This is a genomic window from Martinezella lusitana (assembly GCF_900094565.1).
Classification (GTDB): Bacteria; Pseudomonadota; Alphaproteobacteria; order Rhizobiales; family Rhizobiaceae; genus Rhizobium; species Rhizobium lusitanum.
Window position 1 is genome coordinate 171535 of record NZ_FMAF01000010.1, and the last position, 19350, is coordinate 190884.

Consider the following 19350-nt stretch of genomic DNA (forward strand, 5'->3'; position numbering starts at 1 on the left):
TCAATCCAAGATAGCTGCCGTTCAGCAGCACATCGGCCAAGAGCGGCTTCCTACCTCATGTCGGTCGTTCGAGTGGAAACTTGCACGTCCTTAAAGCTGCCATTCAGCGAGCCATTGCAACCCGGCCTAATCGGCTCGAGGGCGGCCGCGTGGGCAGCCGGGAGAGACCGAAGCGGGAGCGCAAAGCCGTGATTGAATACATTCATCACAGTTCTATCGAAAGCGACCAGTGAAGCATCGAATTTGAACAGGCCGGTTTGCCGGTTTAATTGCGAGGAGGCGGGCGCCGATCTCTGCGAATGAACCGCGACTGAATAGTGCCTTCAGCTTCCGTTCCAGAGGGAGCGTCTAAAAGAAAGACGTTCAACCGCGGTCTATCCGCCTGAGGAGACACAGTCATGATCCGCACGTCTTTCATTGCAACCGCACTCGTCGCTCTCGTTGGCCTCGCCGCCGCAGCCCCCGCCATGGCCAACGATGTGCGTATCGAACAATATGGCTGGTCGAACTCTGCCGGTGGTGCGCAGGAGGGGTACGGAAACCGGATCAGAACCTACCAGAACGGTGGCTACAATCGGATTGTCGGCCATCAATATGGTCGTCATAACCTTTCGGCTGTCGGTCAGGAAGGCAATGACAACTATGGCGCCACCTATCAGAGCGGCGACCGCAACGTAGCCGGCATCGGCCAGTTCGGCTCCAACCACACAAGCATCCTCACTCAGGACGGCAATGGCAACATCGCGGCTGGCGTCCAAGTCGGCCATGGCTGCAACGCCAATGTCAGCCAGGGCGGCAACGGCAATGTCGCGGCCTTCGTCCAGGCCTGCCCGTAAGCAGCTGCGCGATGACGTAAAAGAGGTCAAGATCGCAGCAGCAAACCATTAGGGAGACGACCCATGCCAAATAGCGTCAAGCATCCACGTCGCCTGATGGCGATCCTCGCGCTGGTCCTGTTTCCCGTCGGCGCCGTTGCGGCAATGACGACTGCCAACCAATCTGACGAGACGCTGCTTTGCGAAATCAAAGTAACACCTGGAGCAGGTATGGTGAGACTGGATGCGCTCGTCCACGCCGACAAGCATGTCGGCGGAACTTACACCTTCCATGTCGACAAATCAGGAGACAGTGGAAGCTCCACGATCAACCAGAGTGGCGATTTTGATGCCATAGCGGGACATGCGGCAATCCTCAGCTCAGTCACGCTCGACTCCAAAAGAGCCGAATACAAAGCCACACTGGATGTCGTGATCGAGGATAAGAGCTTCAGCTGCACGAAGCAGATCGGCGGCGACTAATCGGCCTCTACACTCCGCAAATCCCTTAAAAGGACGCCGGTTTCTGGCGCCCTTTTGCTTTCGATCAGGCCGAAACGACTGAACGACAACTGAACGGGCAATTCCGACAGGGTTCAGCTTAAAGATGCGAAAGTTGATCATCGGCCAAGGCAGCCGGCAAATGGAGATCAGGATGACCCGCAACGTGTTTAAGATCCTTACCGTCACTCTTCTTGCCGGGAGCCTTGGGCTGGTAGCCTTGTCTGCTCCAGCCTATGCCGGCGGCCGGATCTCGTTCAACCTCGCGCCGGACAATGCCGAGGACGCGGGTCTTTTCTCAACCGGACTGCGCGTCTATTCGCTCTACCGCGGTCTGAAAGACGCCGACATCCGGCAGCTGGGTCGGGGTAACGCGGCTGGCATTGCCCAAGCTGGCCGAGGCAATCTCGGCTTCATCCAGCAGCGAGGCAATGGTCATTCCGCAACATTGCGGCAGAACGGCAACAACAATGCCTATGGCATTTTCCAGTATGGGCGAAATACTGAAACCGACGTGGTGCAGGATGGGGATAACGGCAGTGGTGCTACCTTCAGCTATGGCTGGTAAGGCTGTTCACATTAGCCCCGAATGAGGTGCACCCCGAATTTGGGCCAGCGGGAGCTGGAATTTTCCGGGGTTAAGGCTCAGCTCGGCGGGGGTGCCGATGAGCCGTTCATCAGCGAAATCGGCACCTTGTTACCGATCGCGCTGTGTGGCCGGAACTCGTTATAGTCTCTACGCCAATCCTCCATCTTCGAGCGCGCGTCGTCAAGGGACATGAACCAATGAGCGTTCAGGCACTCGGCGCGAAACTTGCCGTTAAATGACTCGATGTAGCTGTTGTCTGTCGGCTTTCCTGGCCGGGAGAAGTCGAGAACGACACCCTTGTGGTAAGCCCATAGATCAAGGTCTCGGGAGATGAATTCGCTGCCATTATCGACACGAATGGACGCCGGATAACCGACTTGCCGGCACACCCGCTCAAGCGTCTGCACCACGTCTTCGCCCTTGTAGTTGAAGCGGGCGTCGACTGCCGGCGAGAAGCGCGAGAAGGTGTCGACTACCGTCAGCACCCTGATCTTGCGACCCGTGGCCAATTGGTCGTGAACGAAGTCCATGGCCCAGACATGGTTGGAATGGGTGGCTTCCGTGCGATCCGCCCGCAACTTCGCCTTGACCCGACGCTTGGGAACCTTATTGCGAAGCTGGAGGTCCATCTCCTTGTAAAGGCGATAGATTCGCTTCGGATTGACGGGCCACCCGTCGCGCCGCAGCAGCACGTGCACACGACGGTAGCCGTAGCGCACCCGCGTCTGGCAAATGTCCTTGATCCTCAGCTTCAGTTCGGCCTGCTCGCCGCGCCTGGACTTGTAGACATACAGCGACCGCTCGACCTTCAACACCGAACATGCACGCCGGATCGAGACCTTCCAGTCCGCCTTGACCGTGTCGACAAGCTTGCGCTTGCGGGCAGGCCTCAGAGCTTTTTTGACAGGACGTCCTGAAGCATGGCCTTGTCCAGTGACAGATCCGCGACGATCCGCTTCAGCTTCGCATTCTCGTCTTCGAGTTGGCGAAGGCGCTTCATCTCCGAGGGCATGAGACCAGCGTATTTTTTGCGCCAGTTGTAAAACGTCGCGTCCGAAATGCCTGCCTTGCGGCAGACCTCGCCGATCGGCGTGCCATCCTCTGCTTGCTTCAACACGAACGCGATCTGCGCTTCCGAAAACTTCGAGGCCTTCATCGAATTCTCCCTTTCTTCCCATCAGGGATCATAAGTGGAAAATTCCAGGTCTGAATGGCCTAATTTAACGGGGGCACGTCACCGAACGCGATGTCACGTTGTTTCATCAATGCCTTTTCGCCGCCTTTTCCGCCAGCGAACACAATGTGGAAACAGGCTCGGAACGCTCGATGCTTATTCACAAGGTTATCGTCGATGAGGTCATTTCAACCGAATTATCCGCCACCCGTTAAGTTGCCGACAACCTGATATCGCCAGTCAAAGCAATTGGAAACTGCAATCGGCCTTTGTTTCGATACTCGATCCTGTGCTACCCCTTAAAGTCCACATACCTTGGGGCTGTCACTGGGACGCGTATAAATTTAGCGAGTTTACGGGGTTCATGAGAAGTTCAGTCCGTTTCTGCCGCTGGGCGACTATCTTACTGGCGCTATTAGGTATCACCATCTCATATGTTGCCATCACTCCAGCTGCGCATGTCACGCGATTGAGATTGACAACCAATTTTCTTAGCTATTTCACGATCCAGGCCAATATTCTTCTTGTCATGGCGCTGCTATCGGCGGAAATCGTGCCGTCATCTGTGCTTGGCCGATGGGCGAGGCGCTCGTCGACAACAGCCGCTCTTTTCATTTATGTGGGTGTTGCGGGCGGCGTCTATGCTTGGATGCTGAAGGAGGTTTGGCATCCTAGTGGCTGGCAGTTGCGAGGAGATCAGATACTCCACTATTGCATCCCTTTACTCAGCGGGTTGGATTGGATGTTTCTAGCTGAACGTGGAAAGCTTGCTTGGCGCGATGCAATCTGGTGGCTTTCCTTTCCGGCACTCTATTCCGTATATTCGCTTGTGCACGGTCATTTCTCCGGCTTCTATCCCTATCCTTTTCTGGATGTGGGCGACATTGGTCTTCGCGCTACTCTGATCAACATGGCTCTTTTGGGAGTGATATTCTTGGTGCTCGGAGGGGCAATCCTTCTTCTTGATCGCATCGCGGCTAGACTTTGTTCCCTGTTGTGAATGAGAATCGAGATGGAGATTTTTGTTGAGCCAGTGTCTGATGGTGGTTGGTGTCGCGGCAAAGGATCAGGTTCACGTTTTTTGCTACGCGCAGATTCGTCCCTATCGGGACAGCGATCGCTACCCGGCACCAAATTTCCCGAAGAACACGACGTCACGCGCGACAAGCCGTGTGTCCTCCCGTCAGGGGGGCTTTGCAGTGCTATACTGGGAGCGACCGCTTACATACACCGAGGCGGCGCAGATAGCGGACCTCTCTACGGGGCGCTTAGCCGTCCCCGAGGATTGTCCAATCGGACCTCGCACCACGCTCGAGGGTCGCCGTTCCCAAAAAAAATTATCCTGAACGAGGAAATGGCAAACTCTCGATCAGCCGCAATTCGTGCTCGAGGTTCTTCCGCACCTTGTCCGGCAATCCCTCCGGATAACGCCAGACGGCCCCTTCCTAGGTCAGCTGCTCCAATGTCTGCTGCGGGGTCAGCTCCGGATGGGCGCGCTCCTCCGGATATTGATAGGCGAGCTCGTCGAGCGAGAAGGGGCAGCGCTCCGCGATCTCGATGGTGCGGGCAAGCGCTTCCGGATAGCGAGCAAGGCAACGGCACTCTTATCTAACTAATCGGAACAAAACGACAATCTGTTGCTTTTTGCTTGTTGAGGTCGCGTGCTGTGTCAACCGGACGTGACAGGGATGACGAACGCGATGGTTTTTCCGGTTTCTCGTCGCGGCCAACGAAATGGCAGTCGAGCGTCCAACCTGTCCGGCCCGTGCCTCATCCCGTCTTCATCCGAGGCGGGAGGCGGATTTACCGGGGACTGCCATGGCCAGCGACAAACTCTCGACCTACAAACAAAAACGCGATTTTCAGAAAACGCAGGAGCCGAGCGGCGCAGCGAAGCTGAAGGCGTCGAACCGCGGGCGCTTCGTCATTCAGAAACACGACGCGACGCGGCTGCATTATGACTTGCGGCTCGAACTCGATGGCGTCTTCAAGTCCTGGGCTGTCACCAAAGGACCGTCGCTGGATCCGCACGACAAGCGCCTGGCTGTCGAGGTCGAGGACCATCCGTTGGACTACGGCGACTTCGAAGGTACCATACCGAAAGGCCAGTATGGCGGCGGCACGGTCATGCTCTGGGATCGAGGCTACTGGGAGCCGGAAGGCAACAAGACGCCCGAACAGGCGCTCGCCAAGGGTGATTTCAAGTTTACACTGGTGGGAGAGCGGCTGCATGGCAGTTTCGTGCTGGTGCGGATGCGCAACGATCGTGACGGCGGCAAGCGCACAAATTGGCTGCTGATCAAGCACCACGACGATTACTCGGTCGAAGAGAATGGCGCTGCCATCCTTGAAGACAATGCAACCTCCGTTGCATCCGGCCGAACCATGGAGGCGATCGCCGCCGGCAAGGGCAGGAAGCCAAAACCGTTCATGGTGCAGAGCGGCGACGTTCAGGCGGCCGTTTGGGACAGCAATCATGGATTGGCGGCGCAGGAACGTGGGAAGACAAAGCGACAACCAGCACCGAAAAGACCGGCAAAGTCCGCGATGCCGGAGTTCATACCGCCGCAGCTTTGCGAAACGCTCGACCGCCCGCCTTCAGGCGATGGCTGGATCCACGAGATCAAATTCGACGGCTACCGCATTCAGACGCGCATCGAAAACGGCGAGGTGACGCTGAAGACCCGCAAGGGCCTGGACTGGACCACCAAGTATCCGGCGATTGCGACATCGGCCGCAAACTTGCCTGATGCCATCATCGACGGGGAGATCTGCGCGCTCGACGAACACGGTGCGCCGGATTTCGCAGCACTTCAGGCGGCGCTGTCGGAAGGCAAGACCGACGCGCTGGTCTACTTTGCGTTCGACCTCTTGTTCGAGGGCAATGAGGATCTGCGAAAGCTGCCGCTGACGGAACGTAAGGAAAGGCTGGAAAAGCTCTTGAGCGATACCGGCGAGGATCCACGCCTTCGTTTCGTCGAACATTTCGAAACCGGTGGCGACGCCGTCCTCAAATCGGCGTGCAAGCTGTCGCTGGAAGGCATTGTCTCGAAACAGGCTGACGCGCCCTATCAATCGGGCCGCACCGAGGCTTGGGCGAAGTCCAAGTGCCGCGCTGGCCATGAAGTCGTCATCGGCGCCTATGCCAAGACCAACGGCAAGTTCCGCTCCCTGTTGGTCGGTGTCTTCAGGGGTGATCACTTCGTCTATGTCGGCCGGGTTGGAACCGGCTACGGTGCCAAAACGGTCGATACGATCTTGCCGAAGCTTCGGGAGATCGAGGCCGAGAAATCACCGTTCACGGGCATCGGTGCGCCTAAGAAGGATCCCAACATCGTCTGGGTCAAACCCGAACTGGTCGCCGAGATCCAGTTCGCCGGCTGGACAGCGGACGGACTGGTCCGTCAGGCGGCGTTTAAGGGTTTGCGTGAAGACAAGCCTGCAGCCGAAGTCGAGGCGGAAAAGCCGGCGTCGCCGGCTAAGACCGACACGCCGACGCCGGCCGTGACAAAGCCATCGAGACCTTCGCGCGGCAAGAATGCCAAGGCCGAGGTGATGGGCGTGATGATCTCCAGCCCGGACAAGCCGCTCTGGCCCGATGCCAATGACGGAGAGCCGGTGACCAAGGAAGATTTGGCCCGTTATCACGAAGCCGTTGGTCCATGGCTGATCGACCATATCAAGGGACGGCCATGCTCGATCATCCGAACGCCTGATGGCATCGGCGGCGAACAGTTCTTCCAGCGACATGCGATGCCGGGCACGTCGAACCTGCTCGAACTGGTTAAGGTGTTTGGAGACAAGAAACCCTATCTGCAGATCGATCGGGTGGAGGGCCTTGCCGCCATCTCCCAGATCAGCGGCGTCGAACTGCATCCGTGGAATTGCGAACCGGGCCAGGCGGAGGTGCCAGGCCGTCTCGTCTTCGACCTTGACCCAGGTCCGGACGTCCCCTTCTGCAAGGTCGTCGAAGCCGCTCGGGAAATGCGTGACCGGCTGGAAGAACTCGGCCTCGTCAGTTTCTGCAAGACCACCGGTGGTAAGGGCCTTCACGTCGTCACGCCACTGGCGTCAGCGAAAGGCAAGAAGCTGGCCTGGCCGGAGGCAAAAGGGTTCGCGCACGATGTCTGCCTGCAGATGGCACGCGAGAATCCTAAGCTCTATCTGATCAAGATGGCAAAGAACCAGCGCAACGGCCGGATCTTCCTCGATTACCTGCGCAATGACCGGATGGCGACGGCGGTCGCGCCGCTGTCGCCACGTGCCCGACCGGGCGCCACCGTATCAATGCCGCTCACCTGGAGCCAGGTAAAGACGGATCTCGATCCGAAACGCTTCACAATTCGAACCGTCCCGCCTTTGCTGGCGAAAACGACGGCCTGGCAGGATTATTGCGATGGACAGCGTTCGCTGGAGCAGGCCATCAAGCGGCTGGCGAAGTCGATGAAACAGGCCGCATAAGAAGCCAGACATCAGAAGCCGTAGCGCCGATCAAGTGCTCTGAGGGCAGCCTGAACCTCATCGATGGAAACCGGCTCCGGCGTTCCGGGAATATGACGGAACGCCGGCTTCGAGTCGACCGCGTAGAGGTCCGAGGCCCATGCCGCCAGGATTGTCCGTTTGTCGTCTGCGGAGAGTGCGGTCGCTTTAACCACGTCAAGCGGCCGCTCAATCTGCATGCCCTGAAGCAGGATCGTCGGACCCACCGCAGCGGCACTGCTTGCCGCCTGCTGCAAAATCTCGTGCATGTGGGCCTCCTTAGCGAACGTGCGGATCTTTGTCATGCCGGCGACGGGAGGCGGCGATCACATTGGTTTCCGGCGCCAGCAGATCGTGCTTCTCAGCGAAGGCGGCAAACAGGCCGCGCGCGGTCTCGGCTTCGATCTCACCGCGTAGCGCGGCACTGCATGCCTTGAGCGCGACGGAATGCGCGCCATCCCTCTGTGAGGCCGGCCAATCGACGAGGTGCCGGTAGGCGTCCATGACACTGCGGACCTCTGCCGGAAAGCCGAGGCCAACAAGAATGGAAACAGGCTGTTTGAACATATCGGGTTTCATCGCTCTCTCCTTTCCAACCCGGAATGTCGATGGGCGCCGTCGCAACGGCGCCCTCTTTGAGCGGACAATGTCGATTAAGCCGCCTTCTGCGCTTCGATCTGCGCCGGAGCAGCAGAGGTCAAAGTCGGGCCGCTCTCGATGGTGATTTTCCGCGGCTTCATTTCCTCGGGGATCTCACGAACCAAGTCGATCGACAGCAGACCATTGCTCAGATCCGCTCCGTTCACCCTGACATGATCGGCCAGCTCGAACCGGTGTTCGAACGGACGGCCGGCAATGCCGCGATGCAGGTAGCCTTCGTTTGCAGCTTCCTGCTTCTTGCCGGTGACGGTCAGCAGATTCGACTGGAAGGTGAGGTCGAGATCGCCCTGGGCGAAGCCCGCCACCGCAATCGAGATCCGATAGCTGTCATCGCCGGTCTTGACGATGTCATAGGGTGGCCAGTCGCTGATCGAGCGGCCGCGCTGAGCGTTTTCGAGAAGATTGAAGACCCGGTCGAAGCCGACGCTCGAACGGAAGAGCGGTGCATAGTCGTAAGATGTTGCCATAGCCATATCCTCCTTGAAGCAACATGGGGTACGGAAGCGCCGAAAGACGGCGCCTCCAGCAAGGCCAGCCCTTCATCAGCGGCTGGCCGCAATCGATTTGGTTTTTGAGAATTTAGGATTCAAGAGCGCCGTCCGAAAAAATTTAAGGCCGCGCCGACGGGCTGAAACCCATTGCTCAGTCGAGTTCATAAACAGCGGCATTGTCCTGGATATCGCGCAGCCCTTTGTAAGATGCGTGCCGCAGATTGCCGTCGTCGGTCCAGCCGCGGAATTCGATCTCGGCGATCAGCGTCGGCTGCGCGAAGACGTAGTTCTTACCCTTCAGCGGCACAACCGGCGTCCTCGTCTTCAGTTTGTCGAGCGTCTTCTTCAGATACGCCGCATCTTTTTCCTTGAAGCCCGTGCCGACGGCGCCGACATAGACCCAATCGTGGTCGCGGCGAGCTGCCAGCAGCAGGCTGCCGATCCCGCCGCGGGCAACCGCCGACTGCTCGTAGCCGACGATCATGAAACTTTCACTCTGAATGCATTTGATCTTCAGCCAGTCGCCGGTACGGCCGGATCGGTATGGACTGTCCCGGTGTTTGGCGATGATACCTTCCAGTCCAAGCGAGCGGGCGTTTTCCAGAAGCTCGGCGCCGTCACCCGCCACCTCCTCGGACAACTGTATGGCACCGACCTCGCCTCCGAGCAGATCCTCGAGCAGATGGCGACGGACCGATAGCTCGGTCCGGGTCAGATCGTGGCCATCGAAGTAAAGAAGATCGAAGGCGAACAAGACGGATTCCGTCGAAACACGCTTACCGCCGCGCCCGCCAAGCGAACGCTGCAAGGCTCCAAAGTCCGAGCGTCCCTCGCCGTTCAGAACCACGGCCTCGCCGTCGAGGATGGCTGTCGAAACGCCCAGGTTTCTGGCGGCCTCAGCAATCGTCGGGAAGCGATGCGTCCAGTCATGGCCTCCGCGTGTAATGATCCGCACGTCCCTCGGCTCGATGTGGATCGCCAAACGGTATCCGTCCCATTTGATTTCGTAAGCCCAGTCAGGGCCGGTCGGTGGCGCAGCCTTCAGCAACGCCAGGCAAGGCTCGACGCGGTCTGGCATCGGTTCGAAGGGAAGGTTTGGCTGCGCCGGGTTTCTTTTGCGTCGCGGTTGGGATTTTGCGGTAAGGCTGCCGTCCTGCAACAGGGGCTTGGCGTGTCTACTCATTTGCCCGTCCGAGTTTCGGCGGCGACCGACTTCTTCAAGGCATCCATGATGTTGATAACGTTGCTCGGAGCAGGCGCTGACGCCGGCGCTTTGGCTTTGGCCTTCGATGGCTTCTTCAGCGCCTTTTTCTTCTCGGCGATGATGTCGAGGAGCCGGTCCTGGACCGGATCGATGACCATCTTCGGGTCCCAATGTTGCGTCTGCTTTTTGATCAGTTGCTGCACCAGAGGCATCATGTCCGAATCCGCTTTTTTGTCGCCGATACCTGCAAAATAGGTGTCCTCGTCACGGACTTCATCCCCGTAGCGCAATGTCCAGAGCACGATACCCTTGCCGCGTGGCTCAAGCATGACGGCGCGCTCCCGGCGGGCGATGACCAGCCGGGAAATGCCGACCATGTCCTGGGCTTCCATCGCGTCCCGGATGACCGAGAATGCTTCCTGGCCAACAGGATCGTTCGGCGACAGATAATAGGGCGTATCGAGCCAGATCCATTCGATACCGTCACGCGGCGTGAAGATAGAGATATCGATGGTCTTCGTGCTGTCGAGTGCAACGTTTTCGAGTTCCTCGTCTTCCAGCATGACATAGTCATTCTCGCCGCGCTGGTAGCCCTTGACCTCGTCCTCTTCCTTGACCTCCTTGCCGGTGACGGAATCGACATAGTGGCTGACCACGCGGTTTTGGGTCTCGCGATTGAGGGTATGGAAGCGAACCTTGTCGTTTTCGGAGGTTGCCGGCATCATCTGCACCGGACAGGTGACCAGTGACAGCTTGAGATAACCTTTCCAGTGGGGGCGAAGAGCCATGGTATCCTCCAATCAACTGGCACGGCGGGCAGTTGCAGCGGCCCGTTTCGCCTTGGTGGCGGCTGCGGGCTTTGTCGCCTTTTGCCGGCTGGCACTTTTATTGGCGTTGGCGGCAGTGGGCTTCGATCCCGTCTTGCCGCCGATACCGGCGCTCTCCCGAAGAGCCTGCAGCAGATCGCTCGGTTTCGATGCGACCGGCGCTTTCTTCTTGGGCAGCGACCGCCCTTCGATTTTCGCCTTCACCAGCTCGGCAACGGCCGCCTCGTAGCGATCGTCGAATGTGCTGGCGTCGAAGCTGCCCTTTTTGGTGCCGATGATGTGCTCGGCGAGCTCCAGCATTTCGCCCTGGATCTTCAAATCCGGGAGCTCCTCGAATGCCTCGGTCGACGATCGAACCTCGTAGTCGAAGTTGAGCGTCGTGGCGATCAGGCCCTTGCCGTGCGGCCGGATCAGCACCGTGCGCATGCGACGAAAGAGGACAGTGCGCGCAATGGCGGCGACTTTCGCTTTTTTCATGCCGTCCCGCAGCAGCAAAAAGGCTTCAGTGCCCATCTTGTCGGGCGCCAGGTAATAGGGCTTGTCGAAATAAACGTCGTCGATCTCTTTGCAGGGGATAAAGGCATCGACCTTGAGGGTTTTATCGCTGTCCGGGACAGCGGCCGCCACCTCGTCCGGCTCGAGAATGATATACTGGCCATTTTCGATCTCGTAGCCTTTGACCTGATCGTCACGTTCGACAGGATCGCCGGTCTCGGTATCCACGAACTCGCGCTTCACCCGATTGCCGGTCTTGCGGTTAAGCGTGTTGAACGCAATCCGCTCCGACGTTGATGCCGCTGTGTAGAGCGCCACCGGGCAAGCAACCTCTCCGAACTTGATGAAGCCTTTCCAATTCGCTCTCGGGGCAACCATGACGCCAACTCCTGACACAAACCATGCGATTCAAGCGAATCAGCAAGGAATTGTTCCATGTCGAAACGAATCATTTTTCAATGGCTTAGCCCCTCGGACGCTCGCCTCTTGCGAGCCGCATCTAGACGCCTGATTTGCATGCATCTTTTGGAAGCCACGCGCGTTTAGCCATGCAGCAACGAGAAGGACTCCTGCCATGACCAAGCGCAAACTGATCGACACCGGTACCGACAAACGCTACGTCCGCCGTGATAAGGGCGACCACAAACGCTGATCAAGCCGGTGAAGCTCGCCACCTACAATGTCAATGGCGTCAACGGCCGCCTCAACGTGCTGCTTCGGTGGCTGGACGAGGCGAAGCCGGATATTGTCTGCCTGCAGGAGCTGAAGGCGCCAGACGAGAAGTTTCCCCGGCGCGAGATCGAACGTGCCGGCTATGGCGCCATCTGGCACGGCCAGAAATCTTGGAACGGCGTGGCAATCCTCGCCCGCGATCGGGACCTGCGCGAAACCCGCCGCGGACTTCCCGGCGACCCCGACGACAGTCACAGCCGCTACATCGAGGCGGCGATCGATGGCATCATCGTGGGCTGTCTTTATCTTCCGAACGGTAATCCCGCGCCAGGCCTGAAGTTCGACTACAAGCTCCGTTGGTTTGAGCGCTTGCAGTCGTACGCTGCGGAGCTGTTCGAACTCGATGTGCCGGTCGCCCTTGTCGGTGACTTCAACGTCATGCCTACCGATCTCGACGTTTATGCCCCGGAGCGCTGGCGGGATGATGCCCTGTTCCGGCCGGAAGTACGCGCCGCCTATGCCGAACTCGTCGCCATGGGCTGGACCGATGCTATCCGATCACTGCATCCAGACGAGCGAATTTATACTTTCTGGAAGTATTTCCGGAACGCCTTCGCCCGTGATGCCGGTCTGCGCATAGACCATTTTCTGCTGAGCCCTTCCCTGCGCGAACGGCTGATAGCGGCTGGCGTCGATAAGTTCGCGCGTGCCTGGGGGCACACGAGCGATCACGCGCCTGTCTGGATTGACCTCGATGATCGGTAGCTTACACCCTACGGTGATCCCGAGCTTAGGCGTGAGCTGAGCGGGAACCTGTATATGTTCAACCTCGGGCGCAAAGATTTCAAAAGGAGTGGCGCAATGCCTGCCGAACAGGACTTCGATGCCGGGCGGATTCCCACATTCCGCCCGACGCGTAGCGCCAGCCCGTTCACTGGTGACAGCTCTGCTTTAATGTGGAACGGCGCGCGTGGGAAATGACAGGCCAATCAAATGTACTCGCGTCGAGGAAGCAAGGAACTATTCGAAGCTGCGCCCGTTAAGTCTGCGCGAGTCATTAATCCCTTCCGGTCGACTCGCTCCCACAACTTCAGCCCGGGCCCTTTTTTTCGGAGAATGCCGTTGGAAAGAGGTGACGCTGAGGGTGAGAACTTCAAGCGCTGGACCGCAAACGAGGCACCTGTTCGGACAGAACAGGGTGTTCGTTGCTTGTCACACGTCCCTCCTGATCATGCAACGCCCTTTCCGCCGGTAACGCCATAGACCTCGCCATTGATGAAGCTCGCCTCTTGAGAGGCGAGAAGGACAAACACAGGCGCCAACTCCACGGGTTGGCCAGGCCGACCGAAATCGCTGTCCTTGCCGAAGTTCTCGACCTTTGCGTCGGGTTGGCCCCCACTTGGCTGAAGTACCGTCCAGACTGGTCCGGGTGCGACTACGTTGGCTCGAATACCGCGTTCGATCAACTGCTTGGCAAGCGCTTTCGTATAGGCGACGATGCCGGCCTTCGTGGTCGCATAGTCGAGCAAGATTGGCGATGGCTGGTATGCTTGGATAGAGGCGGTCGTAATAACCGACGCGCCCGAAGGCAAATGAGGCACTGCAGCCTGCGCAATCCAGTGCAGCGCATACAGATTGGTCTTCATCGTCTTGTCGAAGTCCTCTGTCGACAGCTCCTCGATCGTTTCGCGGTATTGCTGCCGGCCAGCGTTGACGACCAGGATATCGAGACCGCCCAAATCTGAAACCGCCTTCTCAACCAAATCGCGGCACCAGGCTTCTTGCTTGATGTCGCCTGGGAGCGCGACCGCCTTGCGGCCTTCTGCCTCGATCAGCTGGATCACCTCTCTTGCATCCGACTCCTCATCTGGGAGATAGGAGATAGCGACGTCGGCGCCTTCGCGGGCAAAAGCAATCGCTGCCGCGCGACCAATTCCGGAATCGCCACCAGTCACCAGGGCCTTTCGGCCAACGAGTTTGCTGGAACCCCGATAACTCTCTTCACCATGGTCGGGAACGGGCTCCATCTTGCGAGCAAGGCCGGGTGCTCCTTGTGGCTGGTACGAGAAAGGGGGTGCCGGATAGAGTTTGCGAGGGTCGTTTAAAGTCGTTTGGTCCTTCATGATCCACCGATTTCTGTTGCTGTTTCCTCAGGCTGACATGTTGGCGAACGCGCGCGATCACGGCTTGTTCCCTGCACGCCGCGGTTTGGGAACAAAGCTTCCCCACGGCCGTTCGTTCTCAAGATCAAACAGAGGAGGAAATGCCATGCCTCGTGGCGATAAATCCAAATACACGGACAAGCAGGAACGCAAGGCCGATCACATCGCTGAAAGCTATGAGGATCGGGGAGTATCGGAGAAAGAAGCAGAGCGGAGAGCCTGGGCAACCGTCAATAAAGACGATGGCGGCGGCAAGAAGGCCGGCGGAGCCGGACAAGGCAAACGCACCGGCCATCCCGCCGCGCACAAAGGCGGCGAAAAAGGTGGCAAGGCTGCTGCGGCGCGCACCGCCGCCGAGCGTTCAACGTCGGCGAAGAAGGCGGCGGCGACCCGCAAGCGCAATGCCGCCCATCACGCGCACCACTAGGAAGTTTGCTCGGCGGACGGCAACTGCCGAGCGGAAACAGGTTGAGAGCAATCAGCATTCAATACGAAATCAAACGGAGGAATAACCCATGGATCACAGCAATCACATACGACTAACTGAAGATGAACTCACACAAGCCAATCTGGAAGGCACATCGATCTATGGAGCCGATGACCACAAGGTTGGTACGGTTGATCACGTGCATGGTGCCGGCATTGGCAGCAGCGTCGTGATCGACGTCGGCGGCTTCCTTGGCATCGGGGCAAAGCCGGTATCGGTTCGAGTGACCGATCTCGATTTCATGCGCGACGAAAGCGGCGAGATCCACGGCGTGACATCTTGGACCAAGGATCAACTAAAGGCGATGCCGGAGCACCGCGATTAGAAAGCCAGATGGGAACCGGGCGCAAACGCCGGGTTTCCGTTGGCCAGACACACCGTGGCCAATCGTTAGAAGTGCTGCGTCCGGTCGAGATCGGCGGCATTTTCCTCAGCGATAGGGCGTCTGCAAGCGGAGCCATCACACTATAAAGGTCAATCGTCATGCTCGACCATATTTTGCCGTGCGCACCGGCTCGGTTATTCTCCGGCGGTCCGGGCTGGGATGATAAGGGAACCACTCGCATGCGCTAAAGTTTACCTCAAGCAGCCCACGAAGGAGATGAGGGATCAAATGAAAAACGCATCGAAAAACCTTGCTGAAGAATATCTGCGTCTCGGCGGTCGTCGCCTCGCCGTAATCGACGACAACCTTGGCTCGTCGCGCGATTGGAAAGGAGATCCTCCAGAAGCCGCCAGGTTCTGGAAAGAGCAAATCGCCTGCCTATCCGACCGGGAAAAGCGCGACGTCCAGACTTTCCTGCCGTCGATCAATGACGAAAGAGACGAGCCAGCATCTAAATGACGAAGAAAATCTCAATCGGTGCAAGCTCATCACCCAGACTCATGGAGGAAAGTCCTGCATGAATATCGAGGAAATCATCTTTCCGCCGAGTGGCTGGGTACCGAACAACCAGCGGTTCCCTGTTTTAATTTACAGGGATGCTTTGCCGACCGGAGGATCGTCAGCAGATTTCGAGACCCTGTTCGCCATGAACGGATGGACTGGCATTTGGAGAGACGGCGTCTTTGATTATCAGCATTACCATTCCGGAGCCCACGAGGTTCTGGGTGTCGGATGTGGCAGCGCCACTTTGCTGATCGGCGGCCCGGAAGGACAGCCGATCGAGGTCTCAATGGGAGACTGCTTGATCCTTCCCGCTGGCACAGGCCACCAGAATCTTGGCTGCTCCTCAGACTTCGAGGTTATCGGCGCTTATCCGGAAGGTCAGCATGCCGACATTCAGACCGACGCTGCCACGACCGACATCCTGGCTATGATTTCGTCATTGCCAGCGCCGGTTACCGATCCCATTCAAGGTTCGTCAGCGGGGCTCGTCGAGCGCTGGCATTGAATGCCGGGGGCAGAATCCGGTCAAAGATGGGCTTTTAGTCGTTGATGCTTTGTCGGAGCGTAGTGTTTCGGTTGTGACAAGGGAGAACGACACTACAAAAGGCATTTAGATCGGGCGAGCGCAGCAAAATAGCGCGGAAGCTCGCTTCGGAATATAATCCCGCCCGGTTGGTGATTTGCCCACCGGTTGGAGGGATGCGGTCAATGAGCGGCGCAATCCCCAGGCAAAGGCCGGATGCGAACCGTTGAATGCCAACAGACGCCCAAAGCAATTGTTTATACCAAAATAAGCGCTACCCGCCGATGGCATCGAAGGGCGCCGACAGGCGGATGCAGAGCCCATCGGGTAGCCATTCGCGCGTGATGTTCAGATTCAGGCTCTGTCCCATTATCTGCTCAAGCCTGGCCCCGAAACCAGTCGCGCCACGCTCGGCTCCATCCTGTGGAGGCGAATTACTCTCTAGCCAGACGATGTTGACAGCCTCTCCTTCGATCGTAACCGTGATGGACAATCTTCCATCTTCAATTGATAGCGCGCCATATTTTGCCGCGTTCGTCGCGAATTCGTGGAATAGAAGCGCGAGGTTGGTGATTTTCTCGCGGCTGATCTCGACATCGCGTCCGTAGAGCTGCCACTGATCTGAGCCCTCCTGGCCATAGGGCGCGAGAATATTCGACAAAAGCTGAAACAGAGTAGCCTGCCTGTCGCCGACCCTATCCTGGTGGCCCAGTGCAGGCAGCGTCATCTCGTGCGCCCGCGACAGAGCCATCAACCTGTCCCTCATGCGCGTGGCCAAATCGGCGGGCGTTTGCGCCGACCTCGCTGCAAGACCAATGAGGCCGCTTGTTATGGCGAATAGGTTCTTCACGCGATGATGCATCTCGCGGAGGAGAAGTTCCTGGTGCTCAGCGGCCCGCTTTCTTTCGGATATGTTTCTGGCGATCTTCGAGGCGCCGATAACCTTTCCGTTGCCATCCCCTATTGGCGAGATGGTAAGCGATATATCGATCAAGCTGCCGTCCTTGTGCCTTCGTACCGTCTCGAAATGGTCAACACGTTCACCTGCACGGATTCGGGCCAGGATTGCGGGCTCCTCGTCGAGCCTGTCGTCGGGGATAACTATTGTGATCGGCTGGCCGATCGCCTCTTCTGCCGTGTAACCAAAAAGGCGTTCCGCGCCCTTGTTCCAGGTCGTGATGATTCCGGAGAGACTTTTGCTGACAATCGCGTCTTCCGAGGATTCCACGATCGCGGCGAGGAAAGCGGCCGCATCATGTTCAGGCTGGACCGGTTTCCCAACAGATTTTGGGTCGGCAAGCCGACCTTGGGCAAATCTTGATTGCCCCTCACCACTAGAAACTGACATTTTGACCCACCCCGCACGGTAGTTCAGAACTGGAAACAATGTATCAGCGGGCCACTATAGAACATAGCTTCTTTCGCTCGCAATAATGCCGGGGCCTCACTGCGCAGCTACAAAAGCTTGTCGGGCGCTGTAAGTAAACCCTCCTCCCGGATAGCCAGCACGTTTAACAGCGAATGCGGTCGTTCGATCCTTTGGCCGCTTATGTCTTATATATGCCACGGTGACCCAAAGGCGAACGCCGTCTCGAAGAAATGAGTTGGCCAGGGTTGAAGGTGACCGCCTTGAAGGGACTCGAACCAATGGCGTGCGCTCCGCTGAAGTCCTAAGAGGTTGTTTATGTTTATAATATTTGATCTCGCGAGCAGCGCGGTGGCTGAAGTGCAACGCACCGCAATCATCAGTTACGCTCAAGCTTCAAATGCTCTTTGCGCTAGCAATCGATAAGGGCAAACGACGATGCGCGCACAAGAGACCGAAACCATCTACGTCCTCGACACCAATGTCATTGTCCGTAACCCAGAAATTATGGCGAGAGTCGAGCCGTCACGACTCGTGTTTCCGTCCCCGGTCCTGCGAGAACTTTTTTTCCGCCGAGACCGAGGTGGCCGCGAGGAGTTGTTGGCTATCATCAATCGACTGATATCCAAAGGCGCACGCCAGATTGGTCTCGACCCTGAAACGCCTATGCCGTCTGAGCTTCTAGACAGTTCCTTCCGACTTGATACGGCTGATATCGAAATCGCAGCGATTGCAAAACACTTAGCCGATCGCAGTGCGGCTAAGGTCGAGGTTGTGACTGCCGACCAGCCTTTGCGTGCAGCGTTGACCAAGATCGGCATTCAATCCCAATCCCCAGTCGATGTGATTGCCTTGCTTCGGGAGATACCGCCGGACCCACAAACCGAAGAGACCGTCCGTAGAGTCGTCTCGGCGGATAACGCTTATGTCTGGCGGAGCGTTATTGCGGCAGTGGTTTGCGCCGCAGCGGGTGCTTACTACGCTTGGAATTTTGTAGCGTTTACCAAATACCTTCCAGCCGTCGCGACCGTGGTAGGGATACCAGTTCTTGGGGTCTTATTATTTTGGCTACGGGAACGCTTTAGGCTAACATATGGTATCGCCGAATTCTCGTTTGGTGTCTTTGGTGCAATCGCTGTTTTCCTTCCCAGTTTCGACTATTCCGCGCTCGACCAAAAGTCGGCTCTGCAGATTGCAGGTAGCTTGTACGTTATTGTTCGGGGGATGGATAACGTCGGCAAAGGCTTAGAAGGAACGAGATGGAACGGCTTCTGGAAATCAGTCTTCCGGAAGGGCTGACGATCAGGTTCAGCCAGCAATCTTCGTTTTGACGAATGGACAGAACCTTGGGTCCGAGCGTCTTACGGCGCGCTGCCCGATCGCTTCGCCCGCATGCCCCCGCTCGCGCTTCGCGCTACCGCGGGTCCCATGCGAGCGCCGCAAGTCGCCTGGCTTTGCTCCGCCAATTTGCTTGAATTTACTCCGGCGTTGACACCGTCTTGGTCTTGAAGCAGACGATATCGATTTCTGGAGGGAGTATCTTTAGGTCGGGGACGAAATTTTGAGTTGCTTCCGTCATAGGTCAATCGGCGGCATGCGGCACGATCACGTGTGTGGTTGCATAGCCAACTTCTGCAAGAATGAAGAAGCGGACCGAGCCAGGATCAGTCTTGCGTCTAACAAGGTGCGGAAATAGCGTTAATTTTTCAGCCGATCCTCGCTAGATGGCTCGAAGACGAGCCTTGACGATGCTTTTTCAGCGGCCCTTTCGGCGTGCTTGATAGTAATCCACCGTCTTTGGGCGGATTACGGGCGCGATCATGCCGTCGCCAGCAGCTTTGGTAGCCTCACCAAATTATAAGCGGTGGCCGTCAGGGTGAACATCCAGCCGACGCGATCCTTTCCGCGGTGGCGGGTCTTGCGCATTCCGCCGCTGGTCTTGGCCCAGCCGAACACTTCTTCGATACGCTTGCGAATGCGCTGACTAACGGCATAGCCGGAGTGATGGGTGGTGCG

At 57.8% G+C, this 19350-nt stretch carries 21 protein-coding genes and 1 pseudogene; 11 read left to right on the forward strand and 11 right to left on the reverse strand.

Annotation, left to right across the window (positions count from 1 at the left end):
* Positions 1–398 precede the first annotated feature (398 nt).
* The 3 genes from GA0061101_RS21030 to GA0061101_RS21040 all read left to right on the forward strand — a co-directional run bounded on the left by GA0061101_RS21030 (position 399) and on the right by GA0061101_RS21040 (position 1884).
* A complete protein-coding gene (locus tag GA0061101_RS21030) occupies positions 399–836 on the forward strand; it encodes a curlin (RefSeq protein ID WP_092574805.1) in 438 nt (145 codons plus the stop codon).
* A gap of 63 nt (positions 837–899) precedes the next feature.
* Positions 900–1298 carry a curli-like amyloid fiber formation chaperone CsgH gene (gene csgH / locus GA0061101_RS21035; RefSeq protein WP_092574806.1) on the forward strand — a complete coding sequence of 133 codons (399 nt, stop codon included), beginning with the start codon at positions 900–902 and terminating at the stop codon, positions 1296–1298.
* Positions 1299–1470: 172 nt separating this feature from the next.
* The gene (locus GA0061101_RS21040; protein WP_167669583.1) at positions 1471–1884 is read left to right on the forward strand and encodes a curlin; all 414 of its coding nucleotides are present in this window, start codon (positions 1471–1473) and stop codon (positions 1882–1884) included.
* Between the two features lie 77 nt (positions 1885–1961).
* On the opposite strand, the gene GA0061101_RS21045 is transcribed toward GA0061101_RS21040, so the two are convergent.
* Positions 1962–3061 (reverse strand): IS3 family transposase gene (locus tag GA0061101_RS21045; protein WP_092574807.1). Its coding sequence is split into 2 segments (ribosomal slippage): positions 1962–2809 and positions 2809–3061, totalling 1101 coding nucleotides; the frame shifts between segments, so codons are not numbered across the junction.
* Positions 3062–3443: 382 nt separating this feature from the next.
* On the opposite strand from GA0061101_RS21045, the gene GA0061101_RS21050 reads away from it, so the two are divergent.
* Positions 3444–4079: a Pr6Pr family membrane protein gene (locus GA0061101_RS21050; RefSeq protein WP_092574850.1), complete on the forward strand. Its 636-nt coding sequence runs from the start codon at positions 3444–3446 to the stop codon at positions 4077–4079.
* Between the two features lie 352 nt (positions 4080–4431).
* On the opposite strand, the pseudogene GA0061101_RS40230 reads toward GA0061101_RS21050, so the two are convergent.
* Positions 4432–4677 (reverse strand): annotated as a pseudogene (locus tag GA0061101_RS40230) (PHP domain-containing protein); the annotation flags it as partial.
* 220 nt (positions 4678–4897) lie between these two features.
* Between GA0061101_RS40230 and ligD (GA0061101_RS21060) the strand changes: the two are divergent.
* Positions 4898–7540, forward strand: a complete 2643-nt coding sequence (gene ligD / locus GA0061101_RS21060; protein WP_092574810.1) for a DNA ligase D — start codon at positions 4898–4900, stop codon at positions 7538–7540.
* A gap of 11 nt (positions 7541–7551) precedes the next feature.
* On the opposite strand, the gene GA0061101_RS21065 is transcribed toward ligD (GA0061101_RS21060), so the two are convergent.
* The 6 genes from GA0061101_RS21065 to ku (GA0061101_RS21090) all read right to left on the reverse strand — a co-directional run bounded on the left by GA0061101_RS21065 (position 7552) and on the right by ku (GA0061101_RS21090) (position 11613).
* A complete protein-coding gene (locus GA0061101_RS21065; protein WP_092574812.1) occupies positions 7552–7827 on the reverse strand; it encodes a hypothetical protein in 276 nt (91 codons plus the stop codon).
* Positions 7828–7837: 10 nt separating this feature from the next.
* Positions 7838–8137 (reverse strand): DUF982 domain-containing protein, encoded by a 300-nt coding sequence (locus tag GA0061101_RS21070; protein ID WP_092574813.1) that lies wholly within the window; start codon positions 8135–8137, stop codon positions 7838–7840.
* Between the two features lie 74 nt (positions 8138–8211).
* Positions 8212–8685: an Hsp20 family protein gene (locus GA0061101_RS21075; protein ID WP_037199811.1), complete on the reverse strand. Its 474-nt coding sequence runs from the start codon at positions 8683–8685 to the stop codon at positions 8212–8214.
* Positions 8686–8860: 175 nt separating this feature from the next.
* Positions 8861–9892, reverse strand: a complete 1032-nt coding sequence (gene ligD, locus GA0061101_RS21080) for a non-homologous end-joining DNA ligase (RefSeq protein ID WP_092574814.1) — start codon at positions 9890–9892, stop codon at positions 8861–8863.
* On the reverse strand, positions 9889–10701 hold the full coding sequence (gene ku, locus GA0061101_RS21085; RefSeq protein ID WP_092574815.1) for a non-homologous end joining protein Ku: 813 nt from the start codon (positions 10699–10701) through the stop codon (positions 9889–9891). Before ku (GA0061101_RS21085) ends, ligD (GA0061101_RS21080) begins: the two co-directional genes overlap by 4 nt.
* Positions 10702–10713: 12 nt before the next feature.
* Complete coding sequence (gene ku, locus GA0061101_RS21090) at positions 10714–11613, reverse strand: non-homologous end joining protein Ku (protein WP_092574817.1); 900 nt, start codon at positions 11611–11613, stop codon at positions 10714–10716.
* Between the two features lie 282 nt (positions 11614–11895).
* On the opposite strand from ku (GA0061101_RS21090), the gene xth reads away from it, so the two are divergent.
* Entirely contained in the window at positions 11896–12672 is a 777-nt protein-coding gene (gene xth, locus GA0061101_RS21095) for an exodeoxyribonuclease III (protein ID WP_092574818.1), read from the forward strand.
* A 464-nt stretch (positions 12673–13136) separates the two neighbouring features.
* On the opposite strand, the gene GA0061101_RS21100 is transcribed toward xth, so the two are convergent.
* The gene (locus GA0061101_RS21100) at positions 13137–14030 is read right to left on the reverse strand and encodes an SDR family oxidoreductase (RefSeq protein WP_092574820.1); all 894 of its coding nucleotides are present in this window, start codon (positions 14028–14030) and stop codon (positions 13137–13139) included.
* A gap of 145 nt (positions 14031–14175) precedes the next feature.
* On the opposite strand from GA0061101_RS21100, the gene GA0061101_RS21105 reads away from it, so the two are divergent.
* From GA0061101_RS21105 to GA0061101_RS21120, 4 genes are all read left to right on the forward strand, one after another.
* Positions 14176–14496: a plasmid stabilization protein gene (locus GA0061101_RS21105; RefSeq protein WP_092574821.1), complete on the forward strand. Its 321-nt coding sequence runs from the start codon at positions 14176–14178 to the stop codon at positions 14494–14496.
* Positions 14497–14584: 88 nt separating this feature from the next.
* Positions 14585–14881, forward strand: a complete 297-nt coding sequence (locus tag GA0061101_RS21110) for a PRC-barrel domain-containing protein (protein ID WP_092574822.1) — start codon at positions 14585–14587, stop codon at positions 14879–14881.
* Positions 14882–15169: 288 nt separating this feature from the next.
* Complete coding sequence (locus GA0061101_RS21115) at positions 15170–15400, forward strand: hypothetical protein (RefSeq protein ID WP_092574823.1); 231 nt, start codon at positions 15170–15172, stop codon at positions 15398–15400.
* 58 nt (positions 15401–15458) lie between these two features.
* Complete coding sequence (locus GA0061101_RS21120; protein WP_092574825.1) at positions 15459–15950, forward strand: cupin; 492 nt, start codon at positions 15459–15461, stop codon at positions 15948–15950.
* A 292-nt stretch (positions 15951–16242) separates the two neighbouring features.
* Here GA0061101_RS21120 and GA0061101_RS21125 read toward each other — a convergent pair whose 3' ends face one another.
* Positions 16243–17316, reverse strand: a complete 1074-nt coding sequence (locus GA0061101_RS21125) for a PAS domain S-box protein (RefSeq protein WP_092574827.1) — start codon at positions 17314–17316, stop codon at positions 16243–16245.
* 456 nt (positions 17317–17772) lie between these two features.
* On the opposite strand from GA0061101_RS21125, the gene GA0061101_RS21130 reads away from it, so the two are divergent.
* Positions 17773–18633, forward strand: a complete 861-nt coding sequence (locus tag GA0061101_RS21130; RefSeq protein WP_092574829.1) for a PIN domain-containing protein — start codon at positions 17773–17775, stop codon at positions 18631–18633.
* 519 nt (positions 18634–19152) lie between these two features.
* On the opposite strand, the gene GA0061101_RS21135 is transcribed toward GA0061101_RS21130, so the two are convergent.
* Positions 19153–19350 (reverse strand): transposase (locus tag GA0061101_RS21135; protein WP_141694107.1); only part of this gene is annotated, 198 nt, incomplete at its 5' end.